A 17690-nucleotide genomic window follows, 5' to 3' on the forward strand; every position below is an offset into this window, starting at 1 on the left:
TATTATTCTTTTAGCCGTTAAACTTAATCCCCAATATTTATACCTATAAAAAAGAGTAGTAATACAATGAATAAAGCCAAAATAACCGTCCACCATTTAATTTCTACTCTTGTTAGTAAACGGTCAACAATATAAAAGGAGATGGCAGAAACAAGACTAAGAACCAGGAACACTAATCCAAAAAAACAATGGAATAGAAAAGAACAAATTTCACGTGAGTATGTAGATGTAAACATCTTTTTACTCATCCAATCACTAATTATGGATGTAATAACTCCATAGGTAATCACAATCATTAAATTTAAATAATATAAGCCAGCAAATCCATTCAGATTAAATCCACCTGGAACCATAAAAATGAGCGCAACTATCAAGCTACTAATAATGGCCGTTAAAATCTTTCTTTTTAATATTATTAACATGGGCATCTCCCTTATTAATACACGTCTGAACAAACTCCCGTATAAGGGATACTTGCACCGCATGGCATTCAAAGTGAAAGTCGTGTTAGTTTATCTTTTAAATTGTACAATAATTGAGATGCAGAATATATAAAATTGTTAAAACTTTTTAGCCTTAATTTAATAAACAATTTCTCTATGTGGCTCTTTTTCATTCATAAAAGATTTCATAAAAAAATAGATCATAAAATGATAATATAATAGGTAAATAGTGGTAATTAAAATGACCTAATTGTAGGACGTTAGTAATTGTTGTGCAATCCAAAAGGGGGCGATGGTTAATGTTCAATTACAAGCAATATGACGGCGTGGGGCTTGCTGAGTTAATTCTAAAGAAAGAAGTGAAGGCAGAGGAAGTCCGAGATGCTGCGATTCGTGAGATTGAAAAGAAAAATGGTGCGCTGAATGCGGTTGTTGATAAATTTTACGAGGATCCTCAGGAACTTGCACACGATCAATCAACGGGACCATTTGCGGGTGTGCCTTTTTTAACGAAGAGTATTAACCAGGAAGTAAAAGGACGACCAGTTAGAAGTGGTTCAAAGCTCCTTGAAAACATTAAGGCGGATCATGATAGTGAGTTTGTTCGTCAAATCCGGAAAACGGGTGTTACTTTGTTGGGACAGACCAATGTGCCAGAGTTTGCGTTACTGGGAATAACAGAACCTGTTCACTATGGACCGTCGCGAAATCCTTGGAACACGGATCATACTCCAGGTGGTTCAAGTGGGGGTTCAGCTGCAGCTGTCGCATCGGGTATGGTTCCAATTGCAGGTGCAAATGATGGTGGTGGGTCAATTCGGATTCCTGCTGCTTTTTGTGGATTGTTTGGTTTAAAACCAACTCGCGGACGAACACCAACTGGTCCAGGTAGAGGGCGGGTATGGCAGGGGGCATCGGTCGATCATATTTTAAGCCGTACTGTTAGGGATAGTGCGACCATGCTTGACCATTATCAAATGGACCGCGCGAATGCGTTTAGTGCACCTCCTTTTCAAGGGTCTTATTTAGATGCATTGCAGACTTCACTACCAAGACCGCTTACGATTGCATTTACAACAGACTCTCCAATAGGCACGACTGTTGATCAGGAGTGTAAGCTGGCCGTACATAAAACGATAAAGCTCTTAGAAGAGATGGGACATACTGTTATCGAAAAAGCGGCGCCAATTGATGGAAAAAGATTAGCGAATAGCTATTTTATGTTGTATTTTGCAGAAGTTGCCACGACCTTGACCGAAATTGAGGATGTGATCGGACGGAAGATCACATTTAACGACGTAGAACCGGCAACTTGGATGCTGAATTTACTTGGAAAAGCCGTTTCAGCTGATGAATTTTTAGCAAGTCTAAAGTTTTGGGATAAAGCTGCCATTCAAATGGAAAACTTTCATGATGATTATGACCTTTACATAACCCCAACTACCGCCCACCCTCCATCAAAGATTGGGGAGCTCGATCAGACTCCATTTGAGAAAGGACTAATCCAAGTAGTGGGGGCTTTACGATTAGGAGGAATATTGAAAAAGTCGGGCTTTGTTGAGCAATTAGCAAACAAAAGCCTAGAGAGAACTCCATTCACCCAGCTTGCGAATTTAACCGGACAACCCGCAATGAGTTTGCCCATGCATCTGACGAAGGAAAGTCTCCCGTGTGGTGTTCAAGTTATGGCAAGACGCGGTCGTGAAGACATTCTGTTACAGTTTGCAGGTCAGCTTGAAAAGACTGACTCATGGATTCAGGTAAAAGATAATCCTAGTTATTAAGAATCGGATACTTGAGTTTGCCCTCGGTACACTAATCCGGTAATACAAGTGAAGCTGACTTAAGTTAATAAAACAAATAGAAAAAGCCATTACAAATTCCTTCTTGTAATGGCTTCTGTTGCAACTGTGGTTTAAGAATATTTTAGTAATATCCACCGTAAGGAGGGTTCTGGTATCCAGGGTAATTTGGGTAATTTTGATATGGTGGGTATGGCGTTGGCGGGTATCCTGGATAGTATCCGTAGTTAGGGGATGGGTAATACGGATAGTTATTAGGAGAATTGAGCAATGTTCCTGCAAGTAACCCACCTGCTAATCCACCCAAAAATGGGAGTCCACCTTGAAAACCTCCGTATGAACCATGTCCCGGTTTACCGTGGCCACCGCCATGTCCTGGTTTACCGTGATTTCCATGTTGTCCGCCGCCGTGTCCATACTTGAACTCACGCATCATTCCTGGATGTGAATAATCATGTTGGTACGGAATAGGCGTTGGATTCATTTGATACCATTCATATTTCATAACTTTTCCTCTTTTCATCAATTCTTTGTCCCTACAGCATATGCAAATACCCATAAAAGTTATGGGCGAGTATCCATGAAAAGGGTATTTACCTAAAAAAACTACTGTGTATAGTGGAATACCGGAATGATAGCTTGTGCAAGGTTGGAGCATTGCAGGGTCTGCCCATTAAACATTATGGTTTAAGCAGTATAAAAAAATAAATAGTAGGAGAATAGTGATGAAAAAGCATTTACATCCTTTTATTTAAAAAAAGTGAAGAGATTTTATTTTTACTTCTTGGTCTTAACTTTTAAAAAACACATTTTTAAGAAACAAGGTAAAAAACGAGGGATTGCCAATTTGGGGAAAACGGATTTTTCCTCAATCACCATGATTTTTTATGTTTACCCTTTTTTAAATATACTTTTTTATAATAGCAATTGATATAACACTTTATTCATTTAAAGTCCTGCGGTAATATGTCAAGTACCAAAATCTAAGGAATTGGAAATTGTAAGCCAACCAATACCTAAAAAAGACAATACTTAAGAAACCCAGTAAGATATTAAACCATTTACTGGAAAACATTGAAGGATTTAGGATGTTTTATCCTTTAGTTATTCACCTTCCTTCTTGGCGTGTAGACTTGATCGTTGCGTAGCAGCGCATCGACCAACCGCACAAGTTTTCTTGCCGTTAAGACGAGTGCTCTTTTGTGTTGATGCTTAGGAACCTCACGATATTTTTTCAGGTAGTATGCCCGAAATTCAGGTTCATTTCGTTGAACCGAGTTGGCAGCTTCAACAAGGTAATAACGAAGAAATCTATTTCCTGAACGTATCATTTTGGTTTCCTCAGCTTGGAACTTGCCTGATTGATGCTTGGACCATGTAAGTCCACTATATTTGGCAATGGAAGCTTGGTTATCAAAGCGATCAATTTGTCCAATTTCGGCTAAAATACCAGCGGTATAGACTGGGCCTATTCCTGGAATCGTCTGTAAGGTATTAGGGATACCTTCTAGAAGCTTTTGGATGGCTTTGTCAAGTTCTTTAATCTGTTTAGTTATACTACGGATGGACTCTATTGAAGTCCCTAATAATAGGTCGATAGAATCTTCCACACACTTTGATAATCGGTAGGAAGATCTCGCAGCCTTTTGAATGGATTTCGCCACACACTCGGCGTCAGTAAAGCGATTTTTGCCCTTATCTTGAAGATAATTCGCAAGTTCTTGAAGATCCATTGAGCTAATTTCATCTAAGCTATATTGTTCAAGAAATAGCTCTAACATGGCATTTCCAAAAACCGAACTATCCACTTCAGTCGTAAAGGAACTACACTTATAAAATAAGTGTTGCAGAAAATATTGCTTTTCTCGCGTTAGGTTATGAACGAGATGATATCTCATTCTTGTCAACCTTTGAAGAGCAATAAATTGTTCCTGCATGACCGCCGTTAGTGGAAGACGTCCAAACCGTAAGCGATCTGCAATAATCCAAGCATCGACTTGGTCTGTTTTATCCAGGTCAACATATGACTCTTTAAATTTTTTAATTAGTTTTGGATTAATAGTAAAGACTGTTGTTTTAAATTCTTTAAGAGATTCATCCTCGTGAAAAAACATAGCAGGATGCCAACTATAGACTGAAGTGGCCTCCATCCCGATTTGAATCTCGGAAATTGAGTTACTTTGGGCTATCTTGACAATCAGATCTTTCAGATAAGATGCCCCTGTCAAATTGTTGTCAACAGTGAGAGCAGTTAATGCTTTTCCTTCAAAATTCATGACACAAGCTTTCATATCTTGAGAGCTAACGTCTATTCCAACAAATAATTTCATGGTGGCTAACCTCCTTTCAATCTAGGATCAAGGGAAGGACTCTTCGGGATATCCCCAGTGTACTTGTCGGTCAATCACCCTCGCGTATTAGAACTCACTTTGGTCCATGAGCTGCCTGGAAGCTGCAACTTCCAGCATGGGCTGCCAAAGGGAACAGCCTGCGGGTTAGAAGTTCGAACAAGGACTGGGGAGACAGACTTTTGTAGTAGTCAAAGCTACAGGAGATGATAGAAATCCCCCAAACGATCCTAAGACCATTATCTAGGGACATCACGAAAAGTCCACCCTTTGGAAAACTTTTTCAGATGGTGGGGGGCTAGCCCCCCACTATCTGAACTAACATCTATAGAATTATCAAAGAACAATATTTTAATTGGAAATTACCTCGAAAGAGGACTATAAACTTACTATACGAGGAGATGTTATAGTGGGTTTCTTTGATCGAAAAGCTATTTGCAGTGTGTGTAATAAAGAAGTTGGAGGAGCTATGGCGATTAATGTTAATAAAATTACAGTTGAAGAGATCAAAGCGATTATTCAAGAAAAGGAAGACAAACTTGGTGATGATCCGATGTCACGTGCAGAAAATATGTACCAATATTGTAAAGAGAATAAATTTGGTTCTGGTTTTAACGAAAAGTGGGGGGTTAAACACTTCAAAGTGTTACAAGATAACCTAATTCGCGGTGAAAAGGTATTAATGACCTTCATCGGTTTACATAATTATCAATCCCCTACTAAACACGATAGTAACTATGCATATGCAATTACCAACAAACGAATTTTGTTTGGTCAAAAGTCTTTTGCTGGAGAAAAGTTTAAAGCTGTTAATCACGAAAAAATAAATGATATTTCTTTTGAAAAAGGAATGATATTTGGTATTCTCACAATCGATACTCCACAGGAAAAGTTTAATATTGCATTAGATTCCGCTTCCGCTTCATCCATAAATAATTCGATTCATGAAGTTTTGGATAAATTAAAAACTTCTAATGCTCAAAATAGTAGCCCACAGCAAACAGCCAATACTTCTACTGCTGATGAGATTTTAAAATTTAAAGGACTTTTAGATTCTGGAGTCATTACCGAAGAAGAATTTGAATCCAAGAAAAAGCAGCTTCTCGGACTATAGGCTTTTTAACCTCCGTAATTTTTTGGACAATACTCTAAACTAAATTCGGAGGTTTTTCTAACGTATGCTGTTTTAAAACAATCATGTAAAGTCTTCCAACGTATTTAAGGGTACAAAATGAATCTCTCATTTTAATGGTTGCTGGTTAACTTGATTGAACACAAAGAGTCTTAATTTACAATTGAATGTATTCTCGTAGTGAAATCCCGACCTTTTTTGAAAATAACAGACAGATAGCTTGGATTCATTCCGGCCACTTTAGCTAATTGGCTAACGTAATTCTGGGGGGCTTGAATAGCTATATTTTCTACTTTTTTTCTAAGGTTTCAATATATATTTACTGATTATCTTTCAACCATTTTTTCAATTCCTCAAAACGCTCATCTATATGTTCTGTAATAAGTCTATAAACGATATACGATGCTATCCAAACAAGTATAATTGGACCTAGAACAGCTATCCACGGTATATGCATACTTATCTTTTACCTCCTTTACTTTACCTATCTATATTCTACAAAAAAGATAGTTAACCTTCTTCGATAAACCTGCACAGTTAGTTCAACAACAAAGGGGCGTTTTCTAAGGTTGAGTTTACTCAAATTCTCCTTTATCACTATTCTAAGCTAGTAATGTACCAACCTCTTTAATTTTTTTGACAACCAACGGGAGCTGCTTGAGTACGGCAAAACCTTTTATTAAAGGTATTACTTGACTTCAGACACACTTGCCCGGCAACATTTGATTGCTAAATGTCAAATGAATTTTAGTCAAAAAGACTACCAGGAAATAAAGTCTGCGGACAATCGAAGGCAATTTCTATTAGAGTGTGGTCTATGTTTTGGTATCTTCGGACAAGGCAAGGCATAATCTGCAAGGGTGTGGCCGATGTTTGGATATCTTCAGACAGCACAAGGCAATTACTGCTGGGGTTGTGTCCGAAGTTTAGGTATCTTCGGACAGCACAAGGCAATTACTGCTGGGTAGTGTCTGAAGTTTAGGTATCTTCGGACTACGCTAGGAAATTTCTGCAAGGTTCTGTCCGAAGTTTAGGCATCTTCGGACAGCACAAGGCAATTACTGCTGGGTAGTGTCTGAAGTTTAGGTATCTTCGGACAACGCTAGGAAATTTCTGCAAGGTTCTGTCCGAAGTTTAGGCATCTTCGGACAGCACAAGGCAATTTCCACGAGAGCATGTCTGAAGTTTAGCCATCTTCAGACAGCACAAGGCAATTTCCACAAGAGCGTGTCTGAAGTTTAGGTATCTTCGGACAGCACAAGGTAATTACTGCTGGGTTGTGTCTGAAGTTTAAGCAACTTCGGACAACGCTAGGCAATTTCCACAAGAGCGTGTCTGAAGTTAAGGTATCATCGGACAACGCTAAGCACTATCTGCTGGTGTGTGTCTGAAGTTTAGGCAACTTTGGACAGCACAAGGCAATTTCCACAAGAGCGTGTCTGAAGTTTAGCCATCTTCGGACAGCACAAGGCAATTTCCACAAGAGCGTGTCCGAAGTTAAGGTATCTTCGGACAACGCTAGGCAATTTCCACAAGGGTGTGTCCGAAGTTGAGGTATCTTCAGACAGATCAAGGCAAATGATTAATTAAAAATTCCGTAAGCGGGCAGCATGTGGATTGTTTAAATGATCTATTTTAAAGTTATAGAATGATAGTAACCAAACGGATGATCCAAGAAGGAAAATCCCATTTTTTGTGGAAATTTTTAAAAGGGAATAATGATTTGTAAATCCTGTTTATTAAATATAAATGTTTCAGGGGGAATCATTTATGGATAATTCACCAGATATAAAGTTCTGTTTTTTAAAATGGAGATAAAGAAAAAGTTTGGAAATGCTATGACAAATGAAGACATGCTCATACAACGGTACGCACCAGGATCACCGTGGAATATACCGAACCTAAGTGCTGGGGAGAAAGTAATCTCTACGTTAATGCCCAATGCTCATAATAATCTGAAAGAGGAATATCCGATGACTTTAACGATTGAAAAAATAATCCATTATCAGAAATGAAGAAAATTCCGGAATAAGAGTTACTGTTAATTCGGTGGGCTTTTATCAGTCTTTAGCAAACTTAAAAGCCTTGTCGAGGGGAAAGAGATTCCCTACGTTTAATAAAAGTATCCAAATAAAGAGTGTTTCACTTTGGAGGACGATATGTTTCACAATGAAGATAATAAAATGTTTTTCTATGAGGTACTCTGTACTAGTTGCAGAAAAGTATTTAGGGTATACAAAGGTTCGCTACACTTTAAACTAATTAAGAAAAATAAGACTAAGTATTTTTGTTGTGAAGATTGTAGTCATAAGATACGAATGGATGCTATTAAAAATTTCTTTAGATACTTAAACTGAAAGGTAAGGTTTTACTATGAAATCAGTACTATTAATCGGTCAATCAAATATGGCAGGCAGAGGATTTATTGAAGACGTAAGTCCGATTTATAATGAGCACATAAAAATGTTGCGAAACGGCAGATGGCAAATGATGGCAGAACCGCTTAATTTTGATCGTCACGTTTCTGGTGTTGGCCCAGCAGCCTCTTTTGCTCATGCTTGGACAGAAGCGCATCCCGGCGAATTTATTGGGCTCATACCATGTGCTGAGGGAGGAAGTTCGATAGATGAGTGGGCTATTGATGGAATCTTAACAAGACATGCAATTTCTGAAGCAAAATTCGCAATGGAAACAAGTGAATTAGTGGGAATTCTTTGGCACCAAGGAGAAAGCGACAGTTACGGAGAACGTTATAAGACATATGAAGATAAATTACTTTCATTATTTAAACACTTGAGAGAAGAATTGAATGCACCGGATATCCCAATCTTGATTGGTGAGTTGGGACATTATCTTGGAGAGGTAGGATTTGGAAAAAGTGCTGTAGAATATAAACAAATAAACGAGATATTATCTCAAGTTGCTCATTCCGAAAAAAATTGTTATTTTGTAACGTCAAAAGGCTTAACTGCCAATCCAGATGGCATACATATTAATGCTTTGTCCCAAAGAAAATTTGGATTAAGATACTTTGAGGCTTTTTCAAAACAAAAGCATGTATTAGATATTTTAGACATAGAAAATGAATGGATTGAAAAGATAGCAAAAAGTGAACTAACGAAAAATGAACGTATATTTGTTCAAAGTACGAAGTTTGCATTAGGACAATTGAGTTTTGAGGAGTTTTCTAATAACATCTCCAATATGAATGAAAGTAAGTAATAGTGTTAAACAATCAGGCGCTTTCCTTTAGTAGGTAAGCGCCTTTTTGATATGTCCCTACACAGGGATTAGATTTTGTTATGGTGAAAATGATAAAATTTTACTTACTAAACGGTTCGTTGATCTTAGAAAGATTATAGAAATTGGAATTTTCAAGTAATAAATAGGACACCTTATGAATAAAACTGTGAGGTGTTTAAAATTGGACAACATATCGAACGCTAAATTAACTTCTGCTGAGATTGCTGCACTTTGGATTCAATATTCAAATGAAACAGCAAGCATATGTATTCATAAACATATGATGGAACATCTAGAGGACAATGATATAAAGGATGCATTTGAATATGCAATGTCTCTCAGCACCAATCATATTGAACGTATAAAAGAGTTCTTAAAGAGTGAGGGTTTCCCGATTCCAATTGGATTTACGGAGGAGGATTATATACGGAATGTTCCTAGACTTTACTCTGATGTATTTTGTTTGAACTATTTGAATATCATGTCCCTTCATGGGTGTCATGGATATAGTGGCGCTATCACAACTAGTACACGATTGGATATACGTAATTATTTTACTGAATGCCTCACTAGCGCTGCTGAATTGTGTAATCGGACAAAGAATTTGTTATTAGAAAAAGGGTTATATTATCGGCCGCCTGTGGTCAACCCTCCAAATAGTGCAAGTTACATAGATGATAAAAGCTTTCTAACAGGTTGGTTAGGAGAAAAGAGACCATTAAGCTGTATAGAAATTACAGATATTTATTTTAATCTAAAAAAGAGTATATTTGCTAAAGCCTTTATCATTTCAGCCTATCAAGTTACAAAGTCCAATAAAATAAAAAATTTCTTAAAGAAAGCAGTTAGTAAGAAAGAAGACCATATTAAACTGTTTTTTGAGGTTTTACTTTCTGAAAATCTTCCAAGTCCACCTATTTTTGATGCTGAAATTACGGATTCTACCGTATCACCATTTTCAGATAAACTAATGATGTTCCAAGTTGGATTTTTGTTCTCAACGGCCATGGTCTATTATGGAACGGGATGGGCATCTTCGATTAGAAGAGACTTAACAGCAAAATATATGACGGCAATGGCGGAAGATTTAAAAATTGGTAATGATTGGATTAACATTATGATAAAGAACGGCTGGCTGGAAGAACCACCAATGGCGGAAGACAGAAGCAAGCTAGCGAATACAAAAAAATGATGATCTCTTAGTAACTTGTATCATTCTGACAATATATTTAGTTTTAATCTAACAGGTGCGATGATCCAGAGAAGGATTATCGCTTTTTTTATTGAATTTATTGTACGAACGAAACAACTTAGCGTAGTTAGAATATATATTGAATAATGTTACCTAACAGGCATCTAGTATTGGAGGGGGCAAAAGTGAAAAATACATTGAAATTTTGTCTAACGTGGATTATTGGTGTAGTTCTATCAGTAGTCATAATGAGTGTATGGAGAAATGAAGAAGTAGATTGGAAGCTTTTGTTTGGTTTAATTATTGGATGTCTCATAGGGGTACTTTTTGTATTTGGAATCATGATGTATATGAAAAAAACGAAGAGTAAAGCCAATGAATAGTCGTGATTTAGCCTAATTTAGTTGCATTTTCATCAATATAACCGCAGACAAATAAGCCTTACTGATTAGGATTATAATTATGATATAAAAAAGATAAATGCATTTTACAATATATGGATAAAATAGTAATCAGAAACGATGGAGCTGATTACATGCATTTAATTTTGAACGGAATATTTCTTGGCGCGACATTAAAATGGGGTGATTGGAGAAATTGGAAGGAGTACCATTCTACAATCTTGTTCTTCTGGTTTGGGGACTTACTTTACAATATACTTTGCCACGACTATATGATGTGGGAATATAAAGAGAGTATATTTGCTGAAAATCTCCTTTCAAACCATACGATTATTTCTTTATTAATCATGTTTGTTGCCTATCCTTCAACAGTTTTGATATACCTAAGTAATTTCCCAAAGGGGATTTATAAACGTATAATTTGGATTTTATTTTGGGTAAGTTTATATTCCCTAATAGAATATATTAATTTAAACTATTTAAATTTAGTTTTTCACCATAATGGTTGGACAATTGGGTGGTCGGTGTTATTTAATTTAATTCTTTTTCCAATGCTATGGCTGCATTATAATAAACCAATAATTGCGTTACTTACCTCTATTCCCATTATCTTATTTTTTGTTATTTATTTTCATGTTCCAATACTCTAATTTACAAATTAAATCGAACGTTGTAGTGAACTAGAGTGTGAGTAGTAACATGGTGGATACTGTTAATAAAAAAACTCTCTAAATTCCTCATTTAAGGAACTTAGAGAGCTTTTTTATTTGCTACTTTTCGAGAAAAAGTTACGGGTTTCTTCACGGATTTGTTTGGGCAAGACACGCTTAAGCTCTTCATGTAACCATGAAAGAGTTTTACTACGTAGATCATCACGCATTTTTTCTTCCGCAGCGAGCATAACTAAATTGATGGTACAGAATGAGGGAGCTGAACAGCAGCCTTCTCTATACACATAACCATTGTCTTTAATATTTTTACATTGAAAAATGGGCTTAGGACCTTCAATTGCTTCAACAACATCCCAAAAGGAAATTTCTTCTGGGGACTTAGATAACTTATATCCTCCCTTTACACCAGGGACAGAACTTACAATTCCAGCCTTAGATAATTTACCGAAAACCTTTGATAGAAATGTCTCAGAAAGTCCTTGGAATTCTGCCAGATCCTTTATCCCAACACTTTCTTTGGAAGGAATATCAATTAAATAAACGAGACAATGTAAAGCATATTCTACACCTACACCATATTGCATATAAATTCACCTACTTTTAATGAAGGAATATTAATTGTATCTTATGAGGATTTAGAGTACTAGTCAAATAAATGGAACCTATCAAATATGTAAGTTTGTTCAATTGACAAAAATAAAGATAACATTTATTATGGATAATGTTAATCGACGATTAACTTGGTCTTTAATTAAAACCAATTTAAGAGTACAACAAGAATCAAATTCATAGAGGTGAAACGATGAGAATTTTACAATTAATGGCTCATCCTGATTACAATAATCAAGAAAGAGCTGCAAACCGTTTAGCAGATGTTGGTTTACAAACATTACAAGAAAAATTAAAGGGTCAAGGAACAATCGAAGTAGTAAATATTTACGATTCAAATACTTTTATCCCGCAAATTACTGCGGATACTTTAAATTATACTGATCCTAAAGAAATGTCAGCTGAACGATTAGAAAAGTATGAAGCACAATATAAATTAATTAAACAATGGAAGTCAGCAGATTATATTTATATTTACATGCCGTTGCATAATTGGAACGTGCCTGCAAAGTTTAAAGACTATCTGGATAATATTCTAACAGCAGGAGAAACATTCAAATACACTAAAACTGGTTCAGTAGGATTAATGTCAGACGAAACTACCAAAGTCACATTTATCCTAACGAGTGGAAGTGAATATGATACGAATTACCGATATGTAAATTTAGATATAGCGCCACAATATATACGCGGAGTACTGCACATGATAGGAATTAACCATATGAAATTAATACGTGCTCAAGGCTTAGACATGTCTACTAACAACATAGAAGAAATAATGAAATCAGCTGAAAAAGAGTTAGTAGGATATATTAATTCACAATCTTTCTAAACTAGACTTTTGAATTAAAGGGAAAGGTAAAAAAATGCAGATAAAACTAAGCTTTTTTAAGGAGGAAAATAAAAATGGAACAACGAATCGATTATTACAATCTAGCACCAGAAGCCCTTAAAATCATGATGGAAATGGAGAAGTATACAAAAACTACAGGTATAGACCGTAAACTTCGTGAACTTATAAAAATTCGAGCTTCTCAAATAAATGGTTGTGCATACTGTATTAACATGCACACGGCAGATGCTAGAAAAATGGGAGAAACAGAACAACGAATTTATTGTATTAGTGCCTGGAGAGAGTGTACATTTTATTCAGACGCGGAAAAAGTAGCACTTGAGTTGACAGAATACGTGACACTAATCCCAACAAAACGTGTGCCAGATGAGCTTTATCAACGAGTACGTGAACATTATGACGAAAAACAATATGTTGACCTTGTTCTAATAATTAATCAAATCAACAATTGGAATAGAATTTCTATTGCAATGGGGAATACAGCAACAGAGATGTAATTAATTTGAACAATCCATTTGACAAATGGAATCCAAAAGAACCAGTCTGTATGCTTTTAAATTTCTACTTTACGACAAAATAAATTTTCTAGTATAAATTGATCGCAATCATCTTCATACACAAGAGATTGTAAAGGATTCTACTTAACGAAAGGTGCGTTGATCCTTAAGGATTACGCACCTTTTTGTTGTAGTTTTTAAGCTAACACAAATAGATAGTTGAATAAGCGAAAGCTTTCATTCATAAGACCGTTTTGTAATAAAAAAATTCTAAAAACGACCGCTAGTAATGATTCGTTTTGGGTAATTTAAGAATGGCACGATTAATGCAAATGAGAGGATGTTAATAAGTGGAAAAAAAGTTGTTAAAATTACTAGTGGCGTTATGTACTGGTTCTATCCCATTTTTATTTAAGGGACCAAAAATGAGAGAAAATCTTTTGATTTTCTTCGCAAAGGGTGTTATTGCTACTCTAATTGATGCTTACGTTGTTGGAAAACAAAAACTTGAATATCCAATTCGTCCTTTTCCTAAAATTTTCAAAACGAATATTATTTACGACATGTTATTTTTCCCGCTTTTAAGTGTGATATGGGTCAAAATCTCGTATAATGATCATTTTGGCAAAATATTATTAAAAAGTTTAATTTTTAGTGTTCCAATGAGTATTGGGCAATGGTTTATGGAAAAGAACACGGGATTATTCAAATGGAAAAAATGGTCTGCCTTCCATACATTTGCAAGTGTTAATTTTACTTTGTTTATTATTAGAGGTTTGGTTGGTCTGATAAAAATAATAGATAAGTTTAAAGATAAGCAATATATAAATGAATACTAAAGGTTTATACAATGAAGAAAACGTATATATTAGAAGCAATTCTCTGGAGTGTCTATTATTCGTAGTTATTTAATTAAGAATTTCTTTTAAAGATAATTTTAGTGCAGACCTTCATAGTATCAAAAGGACAAAGCGTAAGTCTCCGCTATGGTTGCTAAGGCAGCCTTTTTTATTTAAATGTAATAGATTGTGAAATTATTTATCTTAAACTAAAGGCAGCTTATCCATTCCGTCAAACAGACTATTCACTAATTGCAGAGGTTCAAATATACTTACTTTATTATTCATTAAAAATGTAAGGCAGCTTACATTTTTTTAAAGGGATTCCAAGTATAATCTAAAGTGTAAGTTATTAGAAACATTTTGGAGGAGGAACTAATCATGGTATTAGTATATTGCAATATAGAATCTACCTCTCATAAGGTAATAACTGAGTGAAGGTATTATTGGCAATGTAGTTTTGACAGCTTGCAAGAGATCCAAGTAGTGTATGTAATGTAATAGCATAAAAGAAGAAATTAATATATAGATTCGATACCTTGAGAAAAGATTTAAGAGTGCCCCTAATGTTCTGAGGGATTCTTTCAAAATTGAAGGAAAAGATAGGGTTTAGGTAAAACTAAGTACTAGTAGGAGGCATGATTATGTCAACAAATTATGAATTAGCTACTTTTGCTGGCGGATGTTTTTGGTGTATGGTTCAGCCATTTGATGAGTTACCAGGCATTATTGATGTAGTTTCAGGCTATACAGGTGGGCATAAAGAGAACCCAACCTATGAAGAAGTATGCTCAAACACAACGGGTCATTATGAGGCAGTTCAAATTACGTATGATCCTAATGTGTTCCCGTATACAAAGCTCTTAGAACTATTCTGGCAACAAATAGATCCAACCGATGCACATGGTCAGTTTGGTGATCGCGGAGAGTCCTATAAAACGGCGATATTTTATCATACTGAGGAACAAAAGAGACTAGCCGAAGAGTCGAAACAGGCATTAGAGAATAGCAAAAAGTTTTCAAAGCCAATCGTGACAGAAATCAAAGAGGCATCTGTGTTTTATCCAGCAGAAGAATATCATCAAGGCTATTATAAAAAGAATTCCTTTCATTATAATATGTACAAGGAAGGATCTGGACGAGCGGGATTTATTCGGGAAAATTGGAAGAAACACCATGCAGAAAACATAAAGAATCTTACTCCTATACAGCACCATGTGACTCAAGAGAATGGTACGGAACCACCCTTCCAAAATGAATTTTGGGATAACAAGGAAGAAGGAATTTATGTTGATATCGTTTCTGGAAAACCATTATTTAGTTCATTGGACAAATTTGACTCCGGGTGTGGATGGCCTAGCTTCACAAAGCCTATTAAGCATCAAGAAGTCCTTGAAAAACTAGATACGTCCCATGGGATGAGACGCATTGAAGTCAGAAGCTCATCAGCAGACTCTCATTTAGGACACGTATTTGATGATGGACCACGTGATAAAGGCGGGCTTCGATATTGCATTAACTCTGCAGCACTTAAATTTATCCCAACTGAAAAGCTAAATGAAGAAGGCTATGGGGAATACCTTCGGTTATTTAAATAATTTAGAAAACGTTCCTGGAGACTTCTCTAGGACGTTTTTTTATATTTAAAGCATCAATGCTACAATGGATATGGTTTTACATATATTATCAGGTGATTGTAAATGCAAAGAAGAAATCGATCTATTTACTGGTTTTTGATTATGAAATGATTATAAAACGGTATAACGGGGAGTGAAGACATGGATAAACTCATGTTGCTTTCACAAATTAATTTACTAGATGAGCTACCAGAAGAGGAATTAAAGAAGTTAGACGAAGTAACGGTAACCGTCCCTATTAAAAAAGGTACAATTATCTTAAGTCCGACTCAACAAATGAGGTCGTTGTTTTTCTTGAAAAAAGGACAGGTTCGTTTATATAAGATATCCTCAACAGGAAAGGAATTCACAATTGATCTTTTAAGTGAAGGTAATATCTTTGGAGAAACTTCTAGTTTTTCCTTAACAGAATCTAACATTTATGCAGAAGCGATGGTTGATTCCTATGTTTGCTCGCTAGCAAAGGAGCGTTTTGAACAGTTACTACGTCAACATCCCGATATTTCGTTAAAACTTATAACTATACTGACCTCAAAGTTAAAAGAAGTGTACGAAATAACAGAAAGCATTGCTTATAAAGATGTCAAATATCGAATTCTTTTACTTTTTATGCAGTTAAGTAACCGATTTGGTGTAAGAAGTGGGGAATGGCAAACAGTTGAGGTCAAGATTACTCAGCATGACATCGCAAGTATGATCGGGTCATCAAGAGAAACTGTTAGTTTATTATTAGGAGAATTAGAAAGGGAACAAGTCATTGCAAGGAAGCCATTAAAAATTAATACAGCTCTGGCTAAGAAAGTGTATGGGGTAGAGGAGGGGTAATCAATACCTACTTTCATATCATGTTTATAAAGGAAAAGGCTTGGAGCATACTATACAAAGCACAGTGATTTAAGTAGCGTTAAAAATGAAAAAGGGGTGGTGTAAGATGAAAAGGCAGCTTCCACCTGGGCAATTTGAAACAGAAAAATGGCCAATTCTGCACACAGGGGATGTTCCCGAGTTTAATGAAATCACATGGAATTTCAGACTTTTTGGAGAAGTGAAGCAAGAAAAGTCCTTATCCTATAAGGAATTCATGGAGCTTCCAAAAACCATATCAACCGTAAACATGCATTGTGTTACCACATGGTCTAAATTTGATACAACTTTTGAAGGCATTGCGCTTAGAGAGTTATTGAAATTAGTTGAAATGAATGAAAGCGTAAAATACATCAAAATTTACGGTTACTCCAATAGGGAGAGATTTGGTTATTCTGCAAACTTACCGCTAGAGCCTTTATTAGGGGACGATTCTTTATTTGTATTCCGATGGAAGGATAAAAATCATGAATGGCAAGATATTGATCTAAAACATGGTTATCCACTACGGTTTATTCCACCAGAAGAATTTTATCTATGGAAAGGCACAAAGTGGGTTTCAGGGATAGAGTTTATGAAGGAAGACGAGGCTGGTTATTGGGAAGAGCGTGGCTATTCGATGACGGCCAATCCATTTAAAGAAGAGCGATACCGTTAACACAGTTAAGTACATAAACTTTTTTATACTTTGCTTCCCATTAAATAAAATAGACGTGTTTATCGGCACGTCTATTTCCTATTAAATGATTGATTCTCAAAGGTTTTCTTCAACTGTATTGGTTAATTCTATTATACTTCATAAAAGGAACTGACATGACCTTAACTCCTATTTACAAAACAATAGGGTTGTATTATAATTTCTCAGAATACAAAAAAATGAATATTTCGCAAATAGGTTTCTTACCATTCTTCTAATGAGAGAATGTGAGACTAAGAGGGAAGTTGGTGTAAGTCCAACACGGTCCCGCCACTGTAAGCGAGGAGGAAGGTTACAAATATCCACTGTGTAAGTAACATGGGAAGGAGTAACCGACCGTTGATTCGCAAGTCAGGAGACCTGCCTATTTTGTTTTTTAAGCTTCCTCGAGGAAAGGAACGTTTAAAGTGCAAATAAATGATCATATGATACTATATTTGTTATATTAGGATTGCTTTATTG

17 protein-coding genes and 1 riboswitch are annotated in these 17690 nt (G+C 35.8%); of the genes, 12 read left to right on the forward strand and 5 right to left on the reverse strand.

Features of this window, described 5'->3' with window-relative positions:
* Nucleotides 1-23: 23 nt before the first annotated feature.
* Nucleotides 24-422, reverse strand: a complete 399-nt coding sequence (locus NST91_RS12140; RefSeq protein WP_341331335.1) for a hypothetical protein — start codon at nt 420-422, stop codon at nt 24-26.
* 320 nt (nt 423-742) lie between these two features.
* Here NST91_RS12140 and NST91_RS12145 point away from each other — a divergent pair, with 320 nt between their 5' ends.
* Complete coding sequence (locus NST91_RS12145) at nt 743-2227, forward strand: amidase family protein (protein WP_341331336.1); 1485 nt, start codon at nt 743-745, stop codon at nt 2225-2227.
* Nucleotides 2228-2369: 142 nt separating this feature from the next.
* Here the strand turns inward: NST91_RS12145 and NST91_RS12150 are convergent, their stop codons facing one another.
* Entirely contained in the window at nt 2370-2750 is a 381-nt protein-coding gene (locus NST91_RS12150) for a hypothetical protein (protein ID WP_341331337.1), read from the reverse strand.
* A gap of 595 nt (nt 2751-3345) precedes the next feature.
* Nucleotides 3346-4575 (reverse strand): IS110 family RNA-guided transposase, encoded by a 1230-nt coding sequence (locus NST91_RS12155; protein WP_341330810.1) that lies wholly within the window; start codon nt 4573-4575, stop codon nt 3346-3348.
* 427 nt (nt 4576-5002) lie between these two features.
* Here NST91_RS12155 and NST91_RS12160 point away from each other — a divergent pair, with 427 nt between their 5' ends.
* On the forward strand, nt 5003-5707 hold the full coding sequence (locus NST91_RS12160; RefSeq protein ID WP_341331338.1) for a PH domain-containing protein: 705 nt from the start codon (nt 5003-5005) through the stop codon (nt 5705-5707).
* Between the two features lie 337 nt (nt 5708-6044).
* On the opposite strand, the gene NST91_RS12165 is transcribed toward NST91_RS12160, so the two are convergent.
* Nucleotides 6045-6182, reverse strand: a complete 138-nt coding sequence (locus tag NST91_RS12165; RefSeq protein WP_165918121.1) for a hypothetical protein — start codon at nt 6180-6182, stop codon at nt 6045-6047.
* A 1916-nt stretch (nt 6183-8098) separates the two neighbouring features.
* Between NST91_RS12165 and NST91_RS12175 the strand changes: the two genes are divergently transcribed.
* The 4 genes from NST91_RS12175 to NST91_RS12190 all read left to right on the forward strand — a co-directional run bounded on the left by NST91_RS12175 (nt 8099) and on the right by NST91_RS12190 (nt 11211).
* On the forward strand, nt 8099-8947 hold the full coding sequence (locus NST91_RS12175) for a sialate O-acetylesterase (protein WP_341331339.1): 849 nt from the start codon (nt 8099-8101) through the stop codon (nt 8945-8947).
* Between the two features lie 202 nt (nt 8948-9149).
* Nucleotides 9150-10160 carry a DUF3231 family protein gene (locus NST91_RS12180; RefSeq protein ID WP_341331340.1) on the forward strand — a complete coding sequence of 337 codons (1011 nt, stop codon included), beginning with the start codon at nt 9150-9152 and terminating at the stop codon, nt 10158-10160.
* Between the two features lie 185 nt (nt 10161-10345).
* Nucleotides 10346-10543: a hypothetical protein gene (locus tag NST91_RS12185; protein WP_341331341.1), complete on the forward strand. Its 198-nt coding sequence runs from the start codon at nt 10346-10348 to the stop codon at nt 10541-10543.
* 152 nt (nt 10544-10695) lie between these two features.
* Nucleotides 10696-11211, forward strand: coding sequence for a CBO0543 family protein (locus NST91_RS12190; protein WP_341331342.1), 516 nt, complete (start codon nt 10696-10698; stop codon nt 11209-11211).
* A 113-nt stretch (nt 11212-11324) separates the two neighbouring features.
* Here NST91_RS12190 and NST91_RS12195 read toward each other — a convergent pair whose 3' ends face one another.
* Nucleotides 11325-11816 (reverse strand): RrF2 family transcriptional regulator, encoded by a 492-nt coding sequence (locus tag NST91_RS12195; RefSeq protein ID WP_341331343.1) that lies wholly within the window; start codon nt 11814-11816, stop codon nt 11325-11327.
* Between the two features lie 218 nt (nt 11817-12034).
* Here NST91_RS12195 and NST91_RS12200 point away from each other — a divergent pair, with 218 nt between their 5' ends.
* The 6 genes from NST91_RS12200 to NST91_RS12225 all read left to right on the forward strand — a co-directional run bounded on the left by NST91_RS12200 (nt 12035) and on the right by NST91_RS12225 (nt 17189).
* Entirely contained in the window at nt 12035-12673 is a 639-nt protein-coding gene (locus NST91_RS12200) for an NAD(P)H-dependent oxidoreductase (protein ID WP_341331344.1), read from the forward strand.
* A gap of 74 nt (nt 12674-12747) precedes the next feature.
* On the forward strand, nt 12748-13191 hold the full coding sequence (locus NST91_RS12205) for a carboxymuconolactone decarboxylase family protein (protein WP_341331345.1): 444 nt from the start codon (nt 12748-12750) through the stop codon (nt 13189-13191).
* Between the two features lie 350 nt (nt 13192-13541).
* Nucleotides 13542-14030: a CBO0543 family protein gene (locus NST91_RS12210; protein ID WP_341331346.1), complete on the forward strand. Its 489-nt coding sequence runs from the start codon at nt 13542-13544 to the stop codon at nt 14028-14030.
* Nucleotides 14031-14674: 644 nt separating this feature from the next.
* Nucleotides 14675-15628: a peptide-methionine (S)-S-oxide reductase MsrA gene (gene msrA, locus NST91_RS12215; protein ID WP_341331347.1), complete on the forward strand. Its 954-nt coding sequence runs from the start codon at nt 14675-14677 to the stop codon at nt 15626-15628.
* 180 nt (nt 15629-15808) lie between these two features.
* On the forward strand, nt 15809-16492 hold the full coding sequence (locus NST91_RS12220) for a Crp/Fnr family transcriptional regulator (protein WP_341331348.1): 684 nt from the start codon (nt 15809-15811) through the stop codon (nt 16490-16492).
* Nucleotides 16493-16598: 106 nt separating this feature from the next.
* Nucleotides 16599-17189, forward strand: a complete 591-nt coding sequence (locus NST91_RS12225) for a molybdopterin-dependent oxidoreductase (RefSeq protein WP_341331349.1) — start codon at nt 16599-16601, stop codon at nt 17187-17189.
* A 218-nt stretch (nt 17190-17407) separates the two neighbouring features.
* Nucleotides 17408-17610, forward strand: a riboswitch (cobalamin riboswitch).
* Nucleotides 17611-17690: the final 80 nt, after the last annotated feature.

The sequence above is a fragment of the Ferdinandcohnia sp. FSL W7-1320 genome (assembly GCF_038050315.1).
Lineage (GTDB): Bacteria > Bacillota > Bacilli > Bacillales > Bacillaceae_L > Ferdinandcohnia > Ferdinandcohnia aciditolerans.

Bases quoted from the DNA above. Each gene is read 5' to 3' on its own strand.
- NST91_RS12205 (WP_341331345.1), top strand. From the start codon at position 12,748: ATGGAACAACGAATCGATTATTACAATCTAGCACCAGAAGCCCTTAAA.
- NST91_RS12165 (WP_165918121.1), bottom strand. From the start codon at position 6,182: ATGCATATACCGTGGATAGCTGTTCTAGGTCCAATTATACTTGTTTGG.
- msrA (WP_341331347.1), top strand. From the start codon at position 14,675: ATGTCAACAAATTATGAATTAGCTACTTTTGCTGGCGGATGTTTTTGG.
- NST91_RS12175 (WP_341331339.1), top strand. From the start codon at position 8,099: ATGAAATCAGTACTATTAATCGGTCAATCAAATATGGCAGGCAGAGGA.
- NST91_RS12200 (WP_341331344.1), top strand. From the start codon at position 12,035: ATGAGAATTTTACAATTAATGGCTCATCCTGATTACAATAATCAAGAA.
- NST91_RS12145 (WP_341331336.1), top strand. From the start codon at position 743: ATGTTCAATTACAAGCAATATGACGGCGTGGGGCTTGCTGAGTTAATT.
- NST91_RS12195 (WP_341331343.1), bottom strand. From the start codon at position 11,816: ATGCAATATGGTGTAGGTGTAGAATATGCTTTACATTGTCTCGTTTAT.
- NST91_RS12225 (WP_341331349.1), top strand. From the start codon at position 16,599: ATGAAAAGGCAGCTTCCACCTGGGCAATTTGAAACAGAAAAATGGCCA.
- NST91_RS12220 (WP_341331348.1), top strand. From the start codon at position 15,809: ATGGATAAACTCATGTTGCTTTCACAAATTAATTTACTAGATGAGCTA.
- NST91_RS12155 (WP_341330810.1), bottom strand. From the start codon at position 4,575: ATGAAATTATTTGTTGGAATAGACGTTAGCTCTCAAGATATGAAAGCT.
- NST91_RS12150 (WP_341331337.1), bottom strand. From the start codon at position 2,750: ATGAAATATGAATGGTATCAAATGAATCCAACGCCTATTCCGTACCAA.
- NST91_RS12190 (WP_341331342.1), top strand. From the start codon at position 10,696: ATGCATTTAATTTTGAACGGAATATTTCTTGGCGCGACATTAAAATGG.
- NST91_RS12140 (WP_341331335.1), bottom strand. From the start codon at position 422: ATGTTAATAATATTAAAAAGAAAGATTTTAACGGCCATTATTAGTAGC.